15 protein-coding genes and 1 tRNA gene are annotated in these 18644 nt (G+C 61.5%); 10 read left to right on the plus strand and 6 right to left on the minus strand.

Going from position 1 to position 18644, the window contains the following annotated elements; genetic code table 11:
• Positions 1-27: 27 nt before the first annotated feature.
• Complete coding sequence (gene pdxA, locus ACE3PH_RS06425; RefSeq protein WP_374317169.1) at positions 28-1119, plus strand: 4-hydroxythreonine-4-phosphate dehydrogenase PdxA; 1092 nt, start codon at positions 28-30, stop codon at positions 1117-1119.
• On the opposite strand, the gene ACE3PH_RS06430 is transcribed toward pdxA, so the two are convergent.
• Complete coding sequence (locus ACE3PH_RS06430; protein WP_374317170.1) at positions 1080-3620, minus strand: DUF1631 family protein; 2541 nt, start codon at positions 3618-3620, stop codon at positions 1080-1082. The two genes, pdxA and ACE3PH_RS06430, sit on opposite strands and share 40 nt — an antisense overlap.
• Before the next feature lie 435 nt (positions 3621-4055).
• On the opposite strand from ACE3PH_RS06430, the gene petA reads away from it, so the two are divergent.
• The 6 genes from petA to ACE3PH_RS06460 all read left to right on the plus strand — a co-directional run bounded on the left by petA (position 4056) and on the right by ACE3PH_RS06460 (position 8293).
• The gene (gene petA / locus ACE3PH_RS06435) at positions 4056-4655 is read left to right on the plus strand and encodes a ubiquinol-cytochrome c reductase iron-sulfur subunit (protein WP_374317171.1); all 600 of its coding nucleotides are present in this window, start codon (positions 4056-4058) and stop codon (positions 4653-4655) included.
• Positions 4656-4668: 13 nt separating this feature from the next.
• Positions 4669-6072, plus strand: coding sequence for a cytochrome bc complex cytochrome b subunit (locus ACE3PH_RS06440; protein WP_374317172.1), 1404 nt, complete (start codon positions 4669-4671; stop codon positions 6070-6072).
• Between the two features lie 22 nt (positions 6073-6094).
• Positions 6095-6859 carry a cytochrome c1 gene (locus ACE3PH_RS06445; RefSeq protein WP_374317173.1) on the plus strand — a complete coding sequence of 255 codons (765 nt, stop codon included), beginning with the start codon at positions 6095-6097 and terminating at the stop codon, positions 6857-6859.
• A 140-nt stretch (positions 6860-6999) separates the two neighbouring features.
• The gene (locus tag ACE3PH_RS06450) at positions 7000-7614 is read left to right on the plus strand and encodes a glutathione S-transferase N-terminal domain-containing protein (protein ID WP_374317174.1); all 615 of its coding nucleotides are present in this window, start codon (positions 7000-7002) and stop codon (positions 7612-7614) included.
• A gap of 24 nt (positions 7615-7638) precedes the next feature.
• Positions 7639-8181, plus strand: coding sequence for a ClpXP protease specificity-enhancing factor (locus tag ACE3PH_RS06455; protein WP_374317175.1), 543 nt, complete (start codon positions 7639-7641; stop codon positions 8179-8181).
• A 36-nt stretch (positions 8182-8217) separates the two neighbouring features.
• Positions 8218-8293 (plus strand) — tRNA-Thr (locus tag ACE3PH_RS06460).
• An 81-nt stretch (positions 8294-8374) separates the two neighbouring features.
• Here the strand turns inward: ACE3PH_RS06460 and ACE3PH_RS06465 are convergent.
• The 5 genes from ACE3PH_RS06465 to ACE3PH_RS06485 are packed head-to-tail and all read right to left on the minus strand — an operon-like array spanning position 8375 to position 15486.
• Positions 8375-9757, minus strand: coding sequence for a TolC family outer membrane protein (locus tag ACE3PH_RS06465; protein WP_374317176.1), 1383 nt, complete (start codon positions 9755-9757; stop codon positions 8375-8377).
• Positions 9758-9782: 25 nt separating this feature from the next.
• Complete coding sequence (locus ACE3PH_RS06470; RefSeq protein WP_374317177.1) at positions 9783-10436, minus strand: protein-L-isoaspartate O-methyltransferase; 654 nt, start codon at positions 10434-10436, stop codon at positions 9783-9785.
• A 51-nt stretch (positions 10437-10487) separates the two neighbouring features.
• Entirely contained in the window at positions 10488-13643 is a 3156-nt protein-coding gene (locus ACE3PH_RS06475; RefSeq protein WP_374317178.1) for an efflux RND transporter permease subunit, read from the minus strand.
• A gap of 5 nt (positions 13644-13648) precedes the next feature.
• On the minus strand, positions 13649-14803 hold the full coding sequence (locus tag ACE3PH_RS06480) for an efflux RND transporter periplasmic adaptor subunit (protein WP_374317179.1): 1155 nt from the start codon (positions 14801-14803) through the stop codon (positions 13649-13651).
• Complete coding sequence (locus ACE3PH_RS06485; RefSeq protein WP_374317180.1) at positions 14800-15486, minus strand: TetR/AcrR family transcriptional regulator; 687 nt, start codon at positions 15484-15486, stop codon at positions 14800-14802. Before ACE3PH_RS06485 ends, ACE3PH_RS06480 begins: the two co-directional genes overlap by 4 nt.
• A 92-nt stretch (positions 15487-15578) precedes the next feature.
• Here ACE3PH_RS06485 and ACE3PH_RS06490 point away from each other — a divergent pair, with 92 nt between their 5' ends.
• The 3 genes from ACE3PH_RS06490 (at position 15579) to ACE3PH_RS06500 (ending at position 18523) form a co-directional block, all read left to right on the plus strand.
• A complete protein-coding gene (locus ACE3PH_RS06490; protein WP_374317181.1) occupies positions 15579-16022 on the plus strand; it encodes an acyl-CoA thioesterase in 444 nt (147 codons plus the stop codon).
• Between the two features lie 86 nt (positions 16023-16108).
• Complete coding sequence (locus tag ACE3PH_RS06495) at positions 16109-16786, plus strand: nitroreductase (protein WP_374317283.1); 678 nt, start codon at positions 16109-16111, stop codon at positions 16784-16786.
• Between the two features lie 105 nt (positions 16787-16891).
• Positions 16892-18523 (plus strand): 3-(methylthio)propionyl-CoA ligase, encoded by a 1632-nt coding sequence (locus tag ACE3PH_RS06500; RefSeq protein ID WP_374317182.1) that lies wholly within the window; start codon positions 16892-16894, stop codon positions 18521-18523.
• The last annotated feature ends 121 nt before the right edge of the window (positions 18524-18644 follow it).

An 18644-nucleotide genomic window follows, 5' to 3' on the forward strand; every position in this document is an offset into this window, starting at 1 on the left:
GCGTGCACAGGCAACGACAATAGCGTGATGAACGAAGCACAACGCGCATGCAGGCCCCTGGCCATCACGATGGGAGATGCCTGCGGCATCGGGCCGGAGATTGTCGCCAGGCTGTGGCTGGATCAGGCCATTCACTCGGCCCTGGTGGTGGGGAGCCCCGAGGTGATGCGCAGGGCGATGGATTGCGTCGCTGCGGCGCGAGGCTGCGCGGCGCCTCCTCAGGTCGTGGCGCTGGAGCGAGCTGAAGACTGGTTGGCGTTGCCCGCAGGTGCCATGCCGGTCTGGGCCCCGCCAGGTCTGCCTGCCGATCTGCTGGCGGCCCCACTGGGACAGATCGACGAGCGTGCCGGGCGTGCCGCAGCGGTGTGCATCCGGGCCGCGGTTCGCCTGGCGCAAGCGGGTGTCGTGGCCGGCATGGTCACAGCCCCCTTGCACAAGGAGTCGCTGGCCCTGGCGGGCGAAAGCTATCCCGGGCACACCGAATTGCTGCAGGCAGAAGGGGCCCCGGCTGGTCAGCCGCCTGCGCCGGTACGCATGATGCTGGCCAATGACCAGCTCAAGACGGTGCTGGTCACCATCCACGTCTCATTGCGCCAGGCCATTGAGGGGGTGACCTATGACGCCGTGCTGGAGACCTTGCGCATCACCCACCGCAGTGCCCGCTTGTGGGGGCAGCCTGCACCGAGGATCGCTGTCGCAGGCCTGAATCCGCATGCGGGTGAGGGTGGGCTGTTTGGCGATGAAGAGCTGCGCATCATTGGCCCCGCTATCGAGGCAGCCCGGGCTGAGGGCATCCAGGCGTCCGGGCCGCATGCGCCAGACACGGTGTTCATGCGTGCACGCCATGCGCCGCCCGCCCATCCGGGCGAGTTCGACGTGGTGGTGGCGATGTACCACGACCAGGGGCTGATCCCGGTGAAGTACATGGGGCTGGATCAGGGTGTGAATGTCACCCTGGGTCTGCCCTTCGTGCGTACCAGTCCGGACCATGGCACCGCGTTTGATCTGGCAGGAACGGGCCGAGCCGACCCCTCCAGTCTGCTAGAGGCATGGCGCATGGCGCGCCAGCTTGTCGATGCTTACGCAGCAGTCTTGCCGGATGACAGCTCGGCCAGCTGACGGCGCGCCCGTGCGGTGGCCCGTTCGAGCAATTCCGCCTGTTCGAAAGCCTTGAACCGACCGCTGTCGCACATCTTGGCGAGGGTGCGGCCCGTCAGGGAGATGGTCTGTTTGTGCTGGTGGCCGTGCGTGAAGATGAAAAAAGTGCGGCCTTCGCTCACCCAGGTCAGTCGCACCCGTTTCCATTGACCCTGCATCAGCATCTGGTAGGCCGTGCCCTTGTTGATGTGGTGCACCAGTTGCATCCCGGCCGTCGGCGGAGGTGGCGTGTCGAGATTGATATCCAGCTCGGAGAGCGTGGGGTCTTCTGGCGCAGCCCCAATCGTCAGATCAATGTCCAGCGGGTCGTCGGCTGAAGGCAGGGCGGCTTCCGGGATGAAGCCGGCAGATTGGACTTCTTCGGCTGACAGGGCGGTGACAACCGTGAGGGTTGAGGCCTCCTCCAGGTTGTCTGCCATCACCGGCAGCGGGTCATTGGCAGCCTCATCCCGCGAGGGGATGGCCAGTCGGTCCACCTTGTTGAGCTGCTGCTCCATCAGGCGGGTGGTGAGGTCGTGCGGCGGCTGTGCCTTGAGTGCTTCCGCGTGGGCCGGAAGCAGTTTCGAGAAGAAATCCTGGCGGGCTTCTTCTGGCCACTGGATCATGGACAGACCTTCGTTGAGGTCCTTCATGAGTTGGGGCAGCTTGATCAGGAAATCGCGCCGCAACTGCGGGCTGCCCTTGGGCTGGATGCTGACAGCCAATTCCCGACCGGCCTTCTTTATGCGGGTGGACAGCGGCGAGTCCATGCCGTCCCGTGTGGCGGCCATCACCTGGACCTGGCTCCAGATCTGGGTGAGGAATTCGCGCACGAATTCCGGCATGTCAATGTCCGCCAGCTCGCGCTTGAGCAGCTGCATGTAACGCTGCTGCACGCGCAGATCGGCTTCCTTGCCACTCAACAGAGCGGCCACAGCCGCACTTTCCGCACTTTCCTGCTTGTTTTGTTCGTCGATGAAGGCTTCGAGCTCGGCGAGCTTGGCCTCATAGAGGTCCATGCGGTCGAACTCGCCGTCCACGACATCGTCAATCAGGGACTTGACACGGGCCAGGCACGCCGGCCCCATGCCCTCCAGGCTGTCATCGAAGGCCGCTGACAGGGTGGCAATGCGGTTCACGAAGCGCCGAACCGGGTGCTTGCGTGAATTGAAGAAGCTCATGTCCTGCATGGCCACCCGCAAAACGGGCAGTTGCAGTCGAGCGATCTGGCGCGCCATCTGCGGCGGCACCTTGGGGTCGGACAGCACCTGATCGAACAGCGCTGCCACGATGTCGATCACCATCTGGCTCAGTGCCGCACCACCGCTGGCCTGTACCAGCTCATCTCGGTGGGCTCTGATCAGATTCGGGGCCATCATTTGCAGCCCGAACAGTTCGCTACCACCCGGTCCGACCAGGGTGCCAGGCGAGGTGCCGCCCCATCCTGCACCCATGGGGGTGGGCTGGGTTTCCTGGCCATCACCCGCAGGGGTGTGGTTGAGCTGGCGGATGAGCGCGGTCAGGTTGGCTGCCGCCATGGCATTGCCGCTCAAGGGCGCGGCCTGAGCTGCTGCGGCACCCCAGCCGGATGGGCCGGCACCCCAGCCGGACTGGCTGCTGCCGCCGGCGCCCAGCTCCCCGCCAGGCATGGCGACCCCGAACATCTCGCTCAAGGCCTTGGCTGCGCGCCGCTGGGTATCCAGCGGAACCGGCGCACTGTGACCGCCGCCCTGGCTACCGCCATGACCGGATGCGGTTCCGAGCTGTCCCGGTGAGGTCAGCGGACCGCTCTGGCTGCGTGGGCCGCTGTGAATCTGGCCCGGGCTGGTCGAGCTGGCGCCGCTGCTGCCTCGTTGGCGATGCATGGCAGGCGCGGCAGGCACAACACCTTGTGCCTTCAACTGGCCTACGGCGTGTTGGTAGCAGCCCGCCAATGTCGGTGCAAACAGGCGGGTGATGTGTTGCGCCAGTGTCTTGATGACCTCATCGTCCTGGCTGACGTGGGAGAGTGCCTCCAGCAGGGCGTAGGTGACGACTTGCGGACGCAGGGGGTTGTGCTCGACCAGGGTGTCATCCAGCAGTGTGGACAGGTGGTCGTGCAAGGCTTTGAAATCTGCATCGCACTCGTGTGCGAGCGACTGGGCCAGGCGCTCCGCAATGACATTGCGCTCGACCTGGGCGTTGTCCACCAGGCTCAGAGAGTCCCAGTCGGTTTCGGCATAGGCTGCGCCACCGGACGCCTTGCGGCGCGCGTCCTTGTCAGTGCGCTGCTGCAGCTCCTTGGCAAAAGCCTGGTTGAGGGCATTGGTGCGGCGTTGCAGGTCGAACTGCGCATTCATCAGCAACTGCCGTTGGGCGTTGCTTGTCGTGCTGCTGGCCAGCAGGCCCAGCTGGGCAGACGCCTTGTCGACGGCCTCCACCATCCCCACCTGGATGCGGCTCAGGCAGGCCTGCAGGATGGGGTCTAGTCGGGGGTCGATCACGGGGCGGTCCAGTACGGTGTGAAGGTCATGCTGTTACTTCCCAGCACTGTCCCACAAGGGACTGCCATTCTTCGCGTCGTATCGTTGACAGGCGCGACATACTTCATCAATTTTTCAAACTGTCACGATTGTCACGGCTTTACACGCACGGAAAGTCGCGTAACTGCAGCAAAAGTGGTGTTGATGGCGTTGTTTCCACCTGTCAGTCGTTCACGTAAAGCTCGCATGGGTCGTGCGCCTTCCTAAACCTTTTATTAGCCGAAAGTATTGACGTATTTCTAATCCTGTCAATTTTCTGCTTTGTAAAGTTGGGGCGGTGTCCAGATCGTGACGGTGTCGCACAGCTTCGGTCGGCATTGCGCTGATTTGTGGTGCCGACCTCCGCTAGAATTCTGGGTTGACCCCCAAACTATAGTCATCGTCCCAAAGGAAACCATGAGCAACCAGCCAGTGGATCAAAGCCGCCGGACGTGGGTGACCATCGCCTGCATCGCCGGTGGCGCAGGTGGTGTGGCCACCGCCGTGCCGTTCGTCTCTACCTTCCAGCCCTCGGAGCGTGCCCGTGCTGCCGGTGCCGCCGTCGAAGCGGACATCAGCGCGCTCAAACCCGGTGAGATGATGACCGTGGAATGGCGTGGCAAGCCCGTCTGGATCGTGCGTCGCACCCCCGAGCAACTTGCCGAGCTCGACAAGATCGCCAGCGAACTGGTTGATCCGAAGTCCGAGCGCAAGCCCAACGAACTGACGCCTGAATACGCACGCAATGTGCATCGTTCGATCAAGCCCGAGTACCTGGTGGCCGTCGGTATCTGTACCCACCTGGGCTGCTCGCCTTCTGCCAAGTTCAAGTCGGGCCCGCAGCCTTCGCTGCCGGACAACTGGCCGGGCGGCTTCCTGTGCCCTTGCCACGGTTCGACCTTCGACCTGGCTGGCCGTGTGTTCAAGAACAAGCCGGCTCCAGACAACCTGGAGATCCCCCCGCACATGTATCTGTCTGACACCAAGCTCCTCATTGGTGAAGACAAGAAGGCCTGATCGGAGATAAACAATGGCTGAATTCAAGCAAGCGCCTGCGGGCGCCTCGGCGGGCGAGAAGTTCATGACCTGGATCGACAATCGATTCCCGGCCACGAAGATGTACAAGGAGCACATGTCCGAGTACTACGCGCCGAAGAACTTCAACTTCTGGTATTTCTTCGGTTCGCTGGCCATGCTGGTGCTGGTGATCCAGATTGTGACCGGTATCTTCCTGGTCATGAACTTCAAGCCGGACGCTGCCGTGGCTTTTGCCTCGGTCGAATACATCATGCGTGATGTGCCCGGCGGCTGGATCATCCGCTACATGCACTCCACTGGGGCTTCCGCCTTCTTCGTGGTGGTGTATCTGCACATGTACCGTGGTCTGATCTACGGCTCCTACCGCACACCGCGTGAACTGGTCTGGATCTTCGGTTGCCTGATCTTCCTGTGCCTGATGGCCGAAGCCTTCATGGGCTATCTGCTGCCCTGGGGCCAGATGTCGTACTGGGGTGCACAGGTGATCATCAACCTGTTCTCCGCCATTCCGTTCATCGGTCCGGATCTGGCCATCCTGATCCGTGGTGACTACGTGGTCGGCGACGCCACCCTGAACCGCTTCTTCTCGCTGCACGTGATTGCCGTGCCGCTGGTCCTGCTGGGCCTGGTGGTGGCGCACATCATTGCGCTGCACGAAGTGGGTTCCAACAACCCCGATGGCGTCGAGATCAAGCAAGGCCCGAAGGATGCCAACGGTCACCCGCTGGACGGCATTCCCTTCCACCCCTACTACTCGGTGCACGACATCGTGGGTGTGGCAGGCTTCCTGATCTGCTTTGCTGCGGTGATCTTCTTCGCACCTGAGCTGGGTGGCTACTTCCTGGAGTACAACAACTTCATTCCGGCCAACCCGATGCAGACGCCGCCGCACATTGCGCCGGTGTGGTACTTCACCCCGTTCTACTCGATGCTGCGTGCCACGACCGATGTCATGGTCAACGTGCTGAGCGTGATCGTCGGTCTGGCTGCCGTGCTGAACTTCATCAAGGGCAAGGGCGCAGCCAAGTCCAAGGTGATGGTGCTGGTGGCTGGCATCGTGGGTGTGCTCCTGCTGAAGACCTTCGAGGCCAAGTTCTGGGGTGTGGTGGTGATGGGTGGTGCCGTGATCATCCTGGCCTTCCTGCCCTGGCTGGACAAGAGCCCGGTGAAGTCGATCCGCTACCGTCCGACCTGGAACAAGGTGCTGTATGCCGTGTTCGTGGTGATCTTCGTGGTGCTGGGCTACCTCGGCATCCAGCCTCCTTCCGAGGTGGGCACCCTGATCGCTCAGGCCGGTACGCTGTTCTACTTCGGCTTCTTCCTGCTGATGCCCTGGTGGAGCCAGATCGGTACGTTCAAGCAAGTGCCTGAGCGCGTGAACTTCAAGCCCCACTGATCGCCTGCACGAGAGAACCAACATGAAGAAAATTCTTGCCTCTTTGCTGGCCTCCCTCGCCCTGCTGGGCGGTGCCCAGGCCAACACCGAGCTGGTGCTGGACAAGTTCCCCAAGGAGCGTGTCTCTGACCTGGCTGCCCTGCAAAACGGTGCCAAGCTGTTCGTCAACTACTGTCTGAACTGTCACGCCGCAGCCTTCATGCGCTACAACCGCATGAAAGACATTGGCCTGACCGATCAGCAGATCAAGGACAACCTGCTGTTTGCCACCGACAAGGTGGGTGACACCATGACCGTGGCGCTGAATGCCAAGGATGCCAAGGAATGGTTCGGCGCGACCCCGCCGGATCTGACCTTGGTGGCCCGCTCGCGCGCCAGCGCTTCGGGTACCGGTGCCGACTACCTGTATACCTACCTGCGTTCGTTCTACCGTGACGACACCCGTCCGACCGGCTGGAACAACCTGGTGTTCCCCAACGTCGGCATGCCGCACGTGCTGTGGGAGTTGCAGGGTCAACGCGTGGCCAAGTTCGTGGACGAAGCTGATCCGCATGATCCTTCCAAGAAGGTGAAGCACTTCGAAGGTTTCGAAGAAGTGACCCCTGGTAAACTCAAGCCTCAGGAGTTCGACTCCGAAGTGGCTGATCTGGTTGCCTTCCTGCAATGGATGGGTGAACCGGCTCAGGGTCAACGTGTGAAGATCGGTTTTGGCGTGCTTGCATTCCTGGCGGTCTTCTTCGTGATCGCCTGGCGTCTGAACGCTGCTTTCTGGAAAGACGTCAAGTAATCCGGTAAAGCTGCGCACCGGTTGCCCGGTGTGCGCCTGACGCGCAGTGGCTTTCCTCTTCGGAGGGGCCTCTGCGCTTCATTGTTTTCTGGTGTTCGCACCCTACATAATCACAATCAGTCTCTCAGGAGCCTCCCGCCATGATGGTGCTTTACTCCGGAACGACCTGCCCTTATTCGCACCGCTGCCGTTTTGTGCTGTTCGAGAAGGGCATGGATTTCGAAATCCGTGACGTCGATATCTTTGCCAAGCCTGAAGACATCGCCTTGATGAACCCGTACAACGAGGTGCCCATCCTCGTCGAGCGCGACCTCATCCTGTACGAATCTCACATCATCAACGAGTACATCGATGAACGTTTCCCGCATCCTCAACTGATGCCTGGTGACCCGGTTGCGCGTGCCCGCGTTCGTCTGTTCCTGCTGAACTTCGAAAAGGAGTTGTTCGCCCATGTGAACACCCTCGAAGGTCGCGGTGGCGTCAAGGCCAGCGACAAGCAACTGGAGAAGGCTCGCTCGCAGATTCGTGATCGACTGACGCAGCTTGCTCCGATCTTCCTGAAGAACAAGTACATGCTTGGCGACGACTTCTCGATGCTGGACGTCGCCATCGCTCCGCTGCTGTGGCGCCTGGATTACTACGGTATCGAGCTGTCCAAGAACGCCTTGCCGCTGCTGAAGTACGCTGAACGCATCTTCTCTCGCCCTGCCTATATCGAAGCGCTGACGCCTTCGGAAAAGGTGATGCGCAAGTAATCGCTTGCGTACTCAGCGAAATCCATGAGCACTTCAAACGACTCCAGCAGCCAGGGCACCTCAACCCGTCCGTACCTGATTCGTGCCTTGCACGAATGGTGCACGGACAACGGGTTCACACCCTATCTGGCGGTCTATGTCGATCGCTCGGTGCAGGTGCCGCAGGAATACGTCAAGAACAATGAAATCGTCCTCAATGTCAGCTACGAGGCAACCAGCCAGATGCAGTTGGGGAACGATTTCATCGAGTTCAAGGCGCGTTTCGGTGGTTCGGCACGCGAGATCATCGTGCCGGTGGACCATGTGATCGCCATCTATGCCCGTGAGAACGGGCAGGGCATGGCGTTTCCGGTGCCCACCCCGGTGTCGGACGAGGGTGACGACACGGCTGATGCCAGCGTGGAAGCACCTGGTGGCACCGTGGAGCCCTTGCCTGAAAAGGAAAAAGGCGCAGGCCTGCACTTGGCAGCAGCTTCGGCAGAAGAAGACAGTGGCGAAGATCCAACGGAGCCCCCTCCAGCCTCGGGTGGACATGGTGCTCGACCGGCCCTGCGTCGCGTGAAGTGATGATCTGACCGGAAGTCGCGCTACAATGCGCCCCACGCCGGCTTAGCTCAGTTGGTAGAGCAACCGCCTTGTAAGCGGTAGGTCGTCAGTTCGAATCCGACAGCCGGCACCACATTCATCCATGTTGTTTGGTCAACATGGCAAACAAAAGCCCCTCTAGAGGGGCTTTGTTGTTTCTGACTGGGGCCCGTTCTCAGGGCGCTTCGGCAGGGCTTGCCAGCAGGCGGTTGAGGTCCTGCAGGTCCTCGGGCTTCAGTGTGCCGGTGGCCTGGCGCAGCTTCACCCCAGCGACCAATACGTCGTAACGAGCCTTGTAGAGGTCTTTCTGGGTGTTGCTCAGCGAAGTCTGGGCATCCAGCACATCCTTGTTGATGCGTACGCCCACCTTGTAACCGGTCTGGGTCGCTTCCAGCGCCAGTTTGGCGGAGGACTCGGCCGCTTCGTAGGCATTGACTTGAGCAAGGCCGGATTGCACCCCGAAATACGCCTGGCGCACGCCCAGCGCGACCGAGCGCTGCGCATTGGCCAGGTCGTTTTCAGCCTTGCTTTCTTCAGACAGCGATTGCTTGATCTTGTTCTGAACCGAGAAGCCGGAGAACAGTGGCATGTTCAATTCAACGCCGATGGCTGATGTCGTGCCTACGCCATTGTTGGCCTGAACACTCACAGGCCCATCGATCGCCAGACGTGCAACCTGCGCGGTGAGGTCCACGGTTGGCAGATGGCCGGCCTTGGATTTGCTGGTTTCCAGGCGGGCGACATCCAGCGCGACTTTGGCCTTGCGAACGGCAGGGGAGGCTGCTGCCGTGTTGACCCAGGCCTCCGGGTCGGCTGGTGTCAGCGCAGGCAAGCTCACAGGCGTGTGCAGCGGGTCTGGCTGGACCTGGTTGCGCCCGACCAACTGGTCGAGCGCCAGCCCCTTGACCTTCAGGTCGTTGCTGGCGGCGATCACCTGGGCGTTCGCCAGGTCGTAGCGAGCCTGGGCTTCACGGGTATCCGTGATGGTGGCGTTGCCAACTTCGAAGTTTCGCTTGGCCAGGGCCAACTGTTCCGACAGGGCTTTCATATTGGCCTTGGCGGTGGTCAGCACGTCCTGGGCAGACAGCACGTCGAAATAGGCTTGCGTGACCCGGACAATCAGGTCCTGTTCGGCACTTTGCAGGTCGGCATCGGCGACGATCAGGGATTGTTCAAGCTGGCTGATGTTGGCGTCGTTCGTGCGGTTGAACAAGGCATAACGGGCGCCCAGTGCCAGCTGTTTATTGGTAGCCGAGGTGTCGTAACTCACCCCCGGTACCCCGGTGTCCAGTGAGGAATCCAGGTGCCAGCGCCGCGCGTAGCCCGTCAGGGCCACGCTAGGGTAGCGCAGGGCGCCCGTCTGGCTGTCAACCTTGTGCTGGACGGCCTCGGCGGCGTTGACCGCAGCCAGATAGGCCGCATCGTAGCCACGGGCGGCCTGGTACAGCGCCTGCAGCGATTCAGCCTGGGCGGCGGAACCGAGCACCATGCCGGTCATGACCAGCAACACCTTGCGCAAGGGTGATGGTACGGCCGGGGTCGACAGTTTGTCTGGCATGAGGGGTCCTTGGGGTGGCGCCAGTTCAGAGCTTGAACTGGCTGGGTTCGGCAAAGCCTTCGAGGCGGGGCGCCGTCGTGTCAAACAGCTCTTGACGGGTGAACTGGCCGTTGGCGACACGCGTGTACAGGGTGGCCTGCATGATGGGCTCCTGTCCGACGATGGCCAGCAGTCGGCCACCTTCCTTCAGTTGGTCCAGCAGAGCCTGAGGTACCACGGCCACCGAGCCGGTCAGCAAGATGGCGTCAAATGGGGCCTGGCCCGCGAGGCCGTTGGCGCCGCTGTCCTGCAGCACTTCGGCATTGTTGATGCCCGCCTGACGCAGATTGGTGCGAGCGGTGGCGACCAGGTCGGCCTGGCCTTCCAGGGCGGTCACGCGCTGGGCCTTGTGGGCCAGCAGGGCCGTGATGTAGCCGGTGCCGACACCAATTTGCAGCACGGTGTCGTGCTTGCTGAGGTTGAGGTCTTGCACCATGCGGGCTTCCACGCGGGGAGCGGGCTCGACGCGGCCATGGCCCAGGGGGATGTCGATGTCCATGAAGGCCATGCCACGGTAGGCCTGAGGCACAAAGTCTTCGCGGCGCACCGCGGACAACAGCGCGAGCACGGATTGATCCAGCACGTCCCAGGGGCGGACTTGTTGCTCAATCATGTTGAAGCGGGCTTGTTCGATGTTCATGGGAGCTTCCTGGCTACGGTCAGAGACAAAACAAAGACGAAAAACGCCATTTTAAGAAGTGGATGGCCTGCGGCGACGGAACCAGTTGGCAAGATCGTCGAGATAACAGTAAATGACGGGCACGACGACCAGTGTCAGCAGGGATGAGGCGATCACGCCACCGATCACGGCCTGCCCCATGGGGGCACGCTGTTCCTGGCCTTCCGCTGTGGCAAAAGCCAGGGGCACCATGCCGAAAACCATGGCCAGTGTGGTCATCAGAATGGGGCGCAGGCGTACCCGTGCTGCCAACAGCAGCGCTTCCCGGCGTGGCAGCGGCGGAGCGTCATCGCGGTCACCGCTGTGGCCCAGACGGGCCCGGTTCGCAAAGTCGACCAGCAAGATGGCATTTTTGGTGACCAGACCCATCAGCATGATGATGCCGATGATGGAGAACATGTTGATCGTTGAGCCAAAGGCCAGCAGTGTGACCACCACGCCGATCAGGGTCAGCGGCAGCGAGCTCATGAGCGCAATGGGCTGCAGGAAGCTGCGGAATTGCGAGGCCAGAATCATGTAGATGAAGATGACCGCCAGAGCCAGGGCCGACAGGGCATAGGCAAAGGATTCCTTCATGTCCTTGGTGGAGCCGCCAAAGCGGTAGCGGTAGCCAGATGGCCAACTGGTGTTGTCGAGCACCTGGCGGATGTCGGTAGATACCTCGCCCATGGAGCGGCCAGCGACGTTCGCCGTGATTTCCACTTCGCGGTTCAGGTCGCGCCGGTTGATCTGCGTAGGCCCATGACCTTCGTTGATGTCGGCGATCTGATGCAGGCGCACCACTTTGGCTGTGCCGGTGTCGTCCAGCCCGGTGATCAGGGGCAAGTTGCTCAGATCGGACGAGGTGCGGCGGAACGCCGGGCCGAGCGACAGCTTGACGTCGTAGTTTTCATCGTCAGCATCGCGCCAGGTGCCGACGGTCTTGCCTTCGACGAGGATGCTCAGGGCATTGCTGACCGAGCCGACGTTGAGCCCCAGGTCAGAGGCGGCTTCACGGCGCACGGCCACGTCCAGTGTGGGCTTGTTGGGCTTGAGGCTGGTGTCGAGATCGACCAGACCCGGGATGTGTCTCAGACGTTCCAGGGTGCCTTGCGTCAGGCGGTCCAGTTCCTTGAGGTTGGAGCCCTGAATGGATACCTGGATGGGCTTTTGCCCACCGACAGGGTCGAGCAAGCCCACATGTGTCACCGTGATGCCGGGTACCTTGGCCAGCAACTCGCGCAGAGGGGCTGACATCTGGTCGACGGTACGCTGGCGCAGGTCCCGGTTCTTCAGCCGCACATAGATGGACACCTGGTTGCGGCCCAGCACGGCGCCCGTGTTGATGGTGGCCAGGGTGTAGTCCACCTCGGGTTCCTTGCGGATCAGGGCCTCCACTTGTCGGGTGCGTGCTTCGGTCGATTCGATCGAGGAGCCCGCCGGTGTATAGAAGGTGACGGTTGTTTCGGAGTAGTCGGCGCGCGGCACGAATTCGGTGCCCATCAGGGGCATCAGAGCAAAGCTGCCGATCAGGCTGGCCGCGGCGATCAGCAGCGTCAGGGCAGGGTGGTCCAGCGCCCAGTTGAGCCAGTTTTGATATTGAGCCGCGAGCTTGTCCGTCCAGCGTTCCACCGTGGCGGTGAGTCGGCCCAGTGTGCGGTCATACAGCGAGTTGCCTGCAGGCGTCGCGGCATGGGGGGCATGGATGCTCGGGTCGTGCCAGACGCTGGAGAGCATCGGGTCAAGGGTGAAGCTGACGAACATCGAGATCAGCACCGCCACCACGATGGTCAGGCCGAACTCGTGGAAGAACTTGCCGATGATGCCGCCCATGAAACCGATCGGCAGGAACACGGCCACGATGGACAGGGTGGTGGCCAGTACCGCCAAACCGATTTCACGTGTGCCATCCAGCGAGGCGTCCATGGCGGACTTACCCATCTGCACATGGCGCACGATGTTCTCCCGCACCACGATGGCGTCGTCGATCAGCAGCCCGACACACAGGCTCAGGGCCATCAACGTGATCATGTTGATCGAAAAGCCCAGCGCGTTCATGAACAGGAAGGTGCCAATGATCGAGATCGGCAGGGTCAGGCCGGTGATGACCGTGGAGCGCCACGAGTTCAGGAAGAAGAACACGATGATGATGGTGAGCACGGCCCCTTCGATCAGGGTTTCACGTACGGTCGATACCCCGACGCGGATCTGGCGCGAGTTGTCTCTTGCTACATCCAGCTTCATGCCGGTGGGCAGCTCGGCCTGCAGCTCGACGAGGCTCTGTCTCAGGCCGTTGACGACGTCGAGGGTGTTTTCACCTTGTGATTTGAGGATGTCCAGGGCGATGGTCCGCTGCCCGTTGAGCAAGGCCAGGCTGTCGGTTTCCTGCGGGCCGTCCCGCACGTCGGCAACCTCACCGAGGTGGACGGGCTGGCCCTTGCGTGAGGTCAGTACCATCTGACGGAAATCTTCAGCACCTTTGAAGCGGGCATGGATCTGCACCACGCGGTCTTGCTGGCTTGTGCGCAGGCTGCCGGCCGGTTGCTCCTGGTTGTCTTGCCGCAAGACATTGAGAACCAGCTCCGGGGTGATGCCCAGGGCTTCCATGTCACGCGGACGCAGGTAGACATTGATTTCGCGTTTGAAGCCGCCCACCAGGGTGACGCTGCCGACGCCGGCCACGTTCTCCAAGCGCTTCTTGAGCACCTGGTCGGCGTACGTGGTCATCTCGAGTTCGCTGCGACTGTGGTCGGGCGAGGTGAGCGCCAGCGAGAAGATCGGGCGGTTGGCCGGATCGAAGCGCAGCACTTTCGGGTCCTTCACTTCATCTCGGAGCAGGGGCCTCAGCACGGCCACCTTCTCGCGCACGTCTTCGGCTGCGCGACGGGCATCCATGTCGAGGTTGAACTGGATGATGACGACCGATGATCCTTCGTACGAGCGCGAGTACAGCTGGCTGATACCGGCGACCGTGTTGACCGCTTCTTCGACCTTGCGGGTGACTTCGGTTTCGACGATTTCAGGTGATGCGCCGGGGTAGTCGATCTGCACGACCAGGGTGGGCAACTCGATGTCGGGGAATTGGTCCACCTTCAACCGCTGGAATGAAAACAGCCCCAGCACGACGAGCGCGGCCATGACCATGGTGGCCATGACCGGGTTGCCGATGGACAGTCGGGTGAACCACATGGTGCTCAGCGCTTTCCTGGCTGCCTGGCCAGCTGCACAGGGGTGCCTTCAGCCAGCAGGCCGACGTTGTCCTTGAGCACCCGGTCGCCAGCTTTCAATCCGCGCAGGATGATGACCACGGCATCGCGCTGCGTGTTCGGGTCTGCAGCCAGCGCAGACCGACCCGCTTCCACTGTCTGCCGGACCACCTTGTCGTCACGTACCACCTGAACGAACTGGCGACCGCCTTCACTGAGGATGACCGAACGGGGCAGTGCCAGCGCCGTGAGTTGGTCGGTGTGGATGGCGCCTTGTGCAAAGAGGCCATGCCTCAGGCCCGCTTGCGTGTCGAGGGCCACATAGACGGAAATGGCGCGAGTGGCTGCCGCCGCAGTGGGGTTGATGCGGGCGATATGCCCGGTCACGGGTTTGTCGAGCCCTTCTATATGCAGCACCACAGGGTGGCCGATGCGGACGGTGACCAGGTCCTGCGGGCTGACGCCGGCTTCCAGCTCGAGCTTGCTGAGGTCCACGATCTCGACGATCCGCCCATCGATCGATACGCGCTCGCCAGGTTGCGTCAGGCGTTGGGATACCTGGCCCGAAATGGGGGCCAGGAGGTGGGTGTCTTGCAGGGACTTGCGTGCCAGTTCGACTGCTGCCTCAGCCGCCTGCTGATTGGCGAAGGAAGAAGCCGCGTTCGAGATCGAGTTGTCCAGCGCAACCTTGGAGATGAACCCCTGTTGCACCAGCGCCTTGTTGTTGTCCAGGGCCTGCTGGGCGATCTGGTAGAGCGCTTTGGCGCTGGCAGCTTGTTCCTGCGCCTGTTTCAGTCGGGCCTGGTATTCCTGGGGGTCGAGCTCGCCGATGAGTTGCCCCTTGGTCACGGTGTCGCCCTCGCGGACGGTCAAGCGAAGCAGTTCGGCTGAAACCTTCGCTTTCACCATGGCCGTGGTGACGGCTTTCACAGTGCCCGTCACCGGTACGGTGCCAATGAGCGCCATGGGTTGCACTGTGATCCAGTCGCCTTCTTGCAGCGCGACGTAGCGGCTCGCGACACTGGCCGAACTCTGTGCCAGTTCCGTCTGGATGGCCTTCTTGTGCAGGATGGCGCGCGTGATGCCACCGACCAGCAGCAAAGACAGCGAACCAAGCAGAATCCAGCGTGTAGTGCGTTTCATGGTGTGGTGGGCTGCTTGAGCAGGCCGTGCAACAGCAAGTCCATCTGGGTGGCCAGAAAGGTCATCGGCTCCAGTGGCGCCGGGCTGATGGCGCACACCGATTCACAGTGGCGGTACAGCACCAGATACTGGATGGGCGCAATCAGGGCGTGCACCACGGATTCGGTGTTGACCGGCCGGAACTCGCCTCGTGTCACACCTCTGTCCAGTGCGGCGATGATGAGGGCATGAGACGGCTTCACGACCTCGTCAACATAGAACTGGACGATGTCAGGAAAATGATGGGCTTCGTTGAGAATGGGCAGCAGCAAGCCGGAAGGCTTGCCCGAGCCGACACGCTCCCACCAGTTCAAGGCCAGGTCGCGAATCAGGTCACCCGTATGGCCCTCATAGCGTCCGATGATGTCATGGCTTTCGCGGATGACGGCAGTCAGGTAGGTGCGGACGACTGCCTTGAACAGCTCTTCCTTGCTGGGGTAGTACAGGTAGAGCGTGCCTTTGGATACCCCGGCCAACTTCGCCACTTCTTCGGTACGGGTGCCAGCGAAACCTTTCTCGGTGAACAGCGTGAGCGCTGCCTCCAGCAACTCTTGAGGCCTTTCGGCCTTGCGGCGTTGACGGTGGCGCCCGACAGACTGGATGAGCGTCTTGACCGGGCAGGAGCTGGGTTGATCGGCGTTCAAGGTTGGATCGTTTGACGTTAACTGACTTGTCGGTCAGTAATGTAGCGGTGTCCTTCAGGACGGTCAATCCGGTTTCATGAATAATGAACTGCATGAGCCGACCACAAGCCCAACCCCGCAGCGCCTATGCGCGTTTCAGCACCATCACCACCCGGTGGATGGACAACGACATCTATGGTCACGTCAACAACGTGACCTACTACAGCTACTTCGATACGGCGGTGAACACCTACCTGATCGAAGCAGGGGTGCTCGATATCCATCAGGGCGAGGTGATTGGCCTGGTGATCGAAACGCACTGCAATTACTTCGCGCCGCTGACTTTCCCTCATCCGGTGGAAGCGGGAATCCGGGTGGCGCATGTGGGGCGCAGCAGTGTGCGCTATGAAATCGGCCTGTTTGAATCGGGCTCGGACACGGCCGCTGCCTGTGGGCATTTCGTTCACGTGTATGTGGACCGTGCCACGCGTCGACCCGTGACATTGCCCGAGCCTTTCGTTGCAGCCTTGCAGCGCATCCAGTTGTCTGCAGACTGATTCCATCTTCAGCTTTTCAGGAAGTACACACCATGAGCCAGTCCGTCTCGGTTCCGCGCCAGCCTGACCACATCAATTCCGACACCATGGCCGCTGTGGATCATGCGATCGACAGTCGCCGCTCCATTCGCGCATTCTTGCCCAAAGAGGTGGCGCGTCAGGACATCGAAGACATCTTGCGCCTGGCGGCCCGCGCGCCATCTGGTTCGAACACCCAGCCCTGGAAAGTGCATGTGCTGACCGGCGCATCGCGTCAGGGGTTGTCGGACAAGATCATGGCTGCCTACCTGGACCCTGCTCAGGCCGAACAACACAAGGAAGAGTACGACTACTACCCACCGCAGTGGGTGTCGCCCTACATCGACCGTCGCCGCAAAGTGGGCTGGGACCTGTATGGTTTGCTGGGCATTGCCAAGGGCGACAAGCCGCGCATGCAAGCGCAACAGGGGCGCAACTACACCTTCTTCGATGCGCCGGTGGGCCTGATCTTCACGGTGGACCGCGTGATGGGGCGGGGCAGTTGGCTGGACTACGGCATGTTCCTGGGCAACCTGATGACAGCGGCGCGCGCCCGCGGGCTGGACACCTGCGCACAGGCCGCTTTCAACCACTACCACCGCATCGTGGCCGAGCACCTCGGCCTGGCTGATTCGGAGATGGTCGTGGTGGGCATGGCGCTGGGCTATGCAGACCCGGCTGCCATCGAGAACACCTTGCTGGCAGACCGCGAGCCGGTGACCGCTTTCACCAGGTTCCACGCCTGAACTGGTTTCAAACGACTGTTATAGGAGGGTCATTCCCAATGGCATGAGGGGTGTTCTGACCATGATCATTGTCGAAATCTTTTCGCATTTTGAATGGAGTCGACGATGAGCCTGATGGGCCAGATGATGAACATGCCGTTGATGATTTCCTCGCTGCTCAAGCACGCAGCGCGGCACAACGGTGACGTGGAGATCGTGTCCAAGCGCGTGGAAGGCGACATCCACCGCACCACCTGGGGCGAGGTCGAGCTGCGCTCCCGCAAGCTGGCTCAGGCGCTGCAACGCCTGGGCTGCAAGCCTGGCGACCGCATCGGTACGCTGGCCTGGAATGGCTACCGCCACCTGGAGTTGTATTACGGTACCTCGGGTGCCGAGTTCGTTTGCCACACCATCAACCCGCGCCTGTTCCCACAGCAGATCGCCTGGATCGTCAACGATGCACAGGACAGCGTGCTGTGCGTGGACCTGAACCTGCTGCCCCTGGTTGAAAAGCTCATCGAACACGTGCCGTCGGTGAAAGCCGTGATTGCCATGGTGGGGCGTGAGCACATGCCGGCGCAAAGCGGCATTCCCAACCTGCTGTGCTACGAAGACTTGCTGGCTGCTGAAGACGGCAACTATGACTGGCCTGTGTTTGACGAGAACACCGCGGCCAGCATCTGCTACACCTCAGGCACGACGGGCAACCCCAAGGGGGCGGTCTATTCGCACCGCTCCACCATCTTGCACACCTATGCTTCGGCCATTCCTGAAGCCATCAACCTGGGTGCGACCGGTGTGCTGATGCCGGTGGTCCCCATGTTCCACGTCAACGCCTGGGGCACGCCGTATTCGGCTGCACTGATCGGCTGCAAGCTGGTGCTGCCAGGGCATCACCTGGATGGCGAATCGCTCTACAACCTGATGGAGCAGGAAAAGGTCACCATCAGCGCCGGTGTGCCCACCATCTGGCTGGGTCTGTTGAACCACGTCAAGTCCAAGGACCTGAAGTTCAGCACCTTCAAGACCACGGTGATCGGCGGTTCGGCTTGTCCGCCGGCCATGATCCGTACATTCGAAAACGACTACAACGTCGAGGTCATCCACGCCTGGGGCATGACCGAGCTGTCACCGATCGGTACGCTCAGCCGACTGAAGTCGAAGCACCTGGAGTTGCCCATCGAGTCGCGCCAGAAGATTCTGGAAAAGCAGGGCAAGGCCATCTACGGCATCGACATGCGCATCGTCGACCACGACGGGCAGGAATTGCCCTGGGATGGCAAGGCGTCTGGCGATCTGGAAGTCCGTGGCCACTGGGTGATCAACAGCTACTTCAATGTGGATGTGTCGCCCCTGCACGATGGCTGGTTCCCCACGGGTGACGTGGCCACCATCGATCCCGATGGCTATATGCAGATCACCGACCGCTCCAAGGACGTGATCAAGTCCGGCGGGGAGTGGATCAGCTCGATCGATCTGGAAAACGTGGCCATGGGTCACCCCGCCGTGCACGAAGCCGCAGCCATCGCCGCCTTCCATCCGAAGTGGGATGAACGTCCGCTGCTGGTGGTCGTCAAGCGCCCTGGCGCCGAGGTCACCCGCGATGAGTTGCTGGCCTTCTACGACGGCAAGATTCCCAAGTGGCAGGTGCCCGATGACGTCGTGTTCGTCGACGAAATCCCGCACACAGCGACAGGCAAGATCTACAAGCTGAAGCTGCGTGAAACCTTCGCCAGCCACAAGCTGCCGACCGCCTGATCAGTGCGCTGAAGGGCGCGTTGTACGCGCTCTTTTTTTGCGACCGAGATGACCGAATTCAAGGGACATCCCTGAAGCGACCCCCGGAAACAGGGGGCTAACCTGACAGTGGCTTCAATCC

Source organism: Aquabacterium sp. (assembly GCF_041909175.1).
In the GTDB taxonomy this organism is placed as follows: domain Bacteria; phylum Pseudomonadota; class Gammaproteobacteria; order Burkholderiales; family Burkholderiaceae_C; genus Aquabacterium.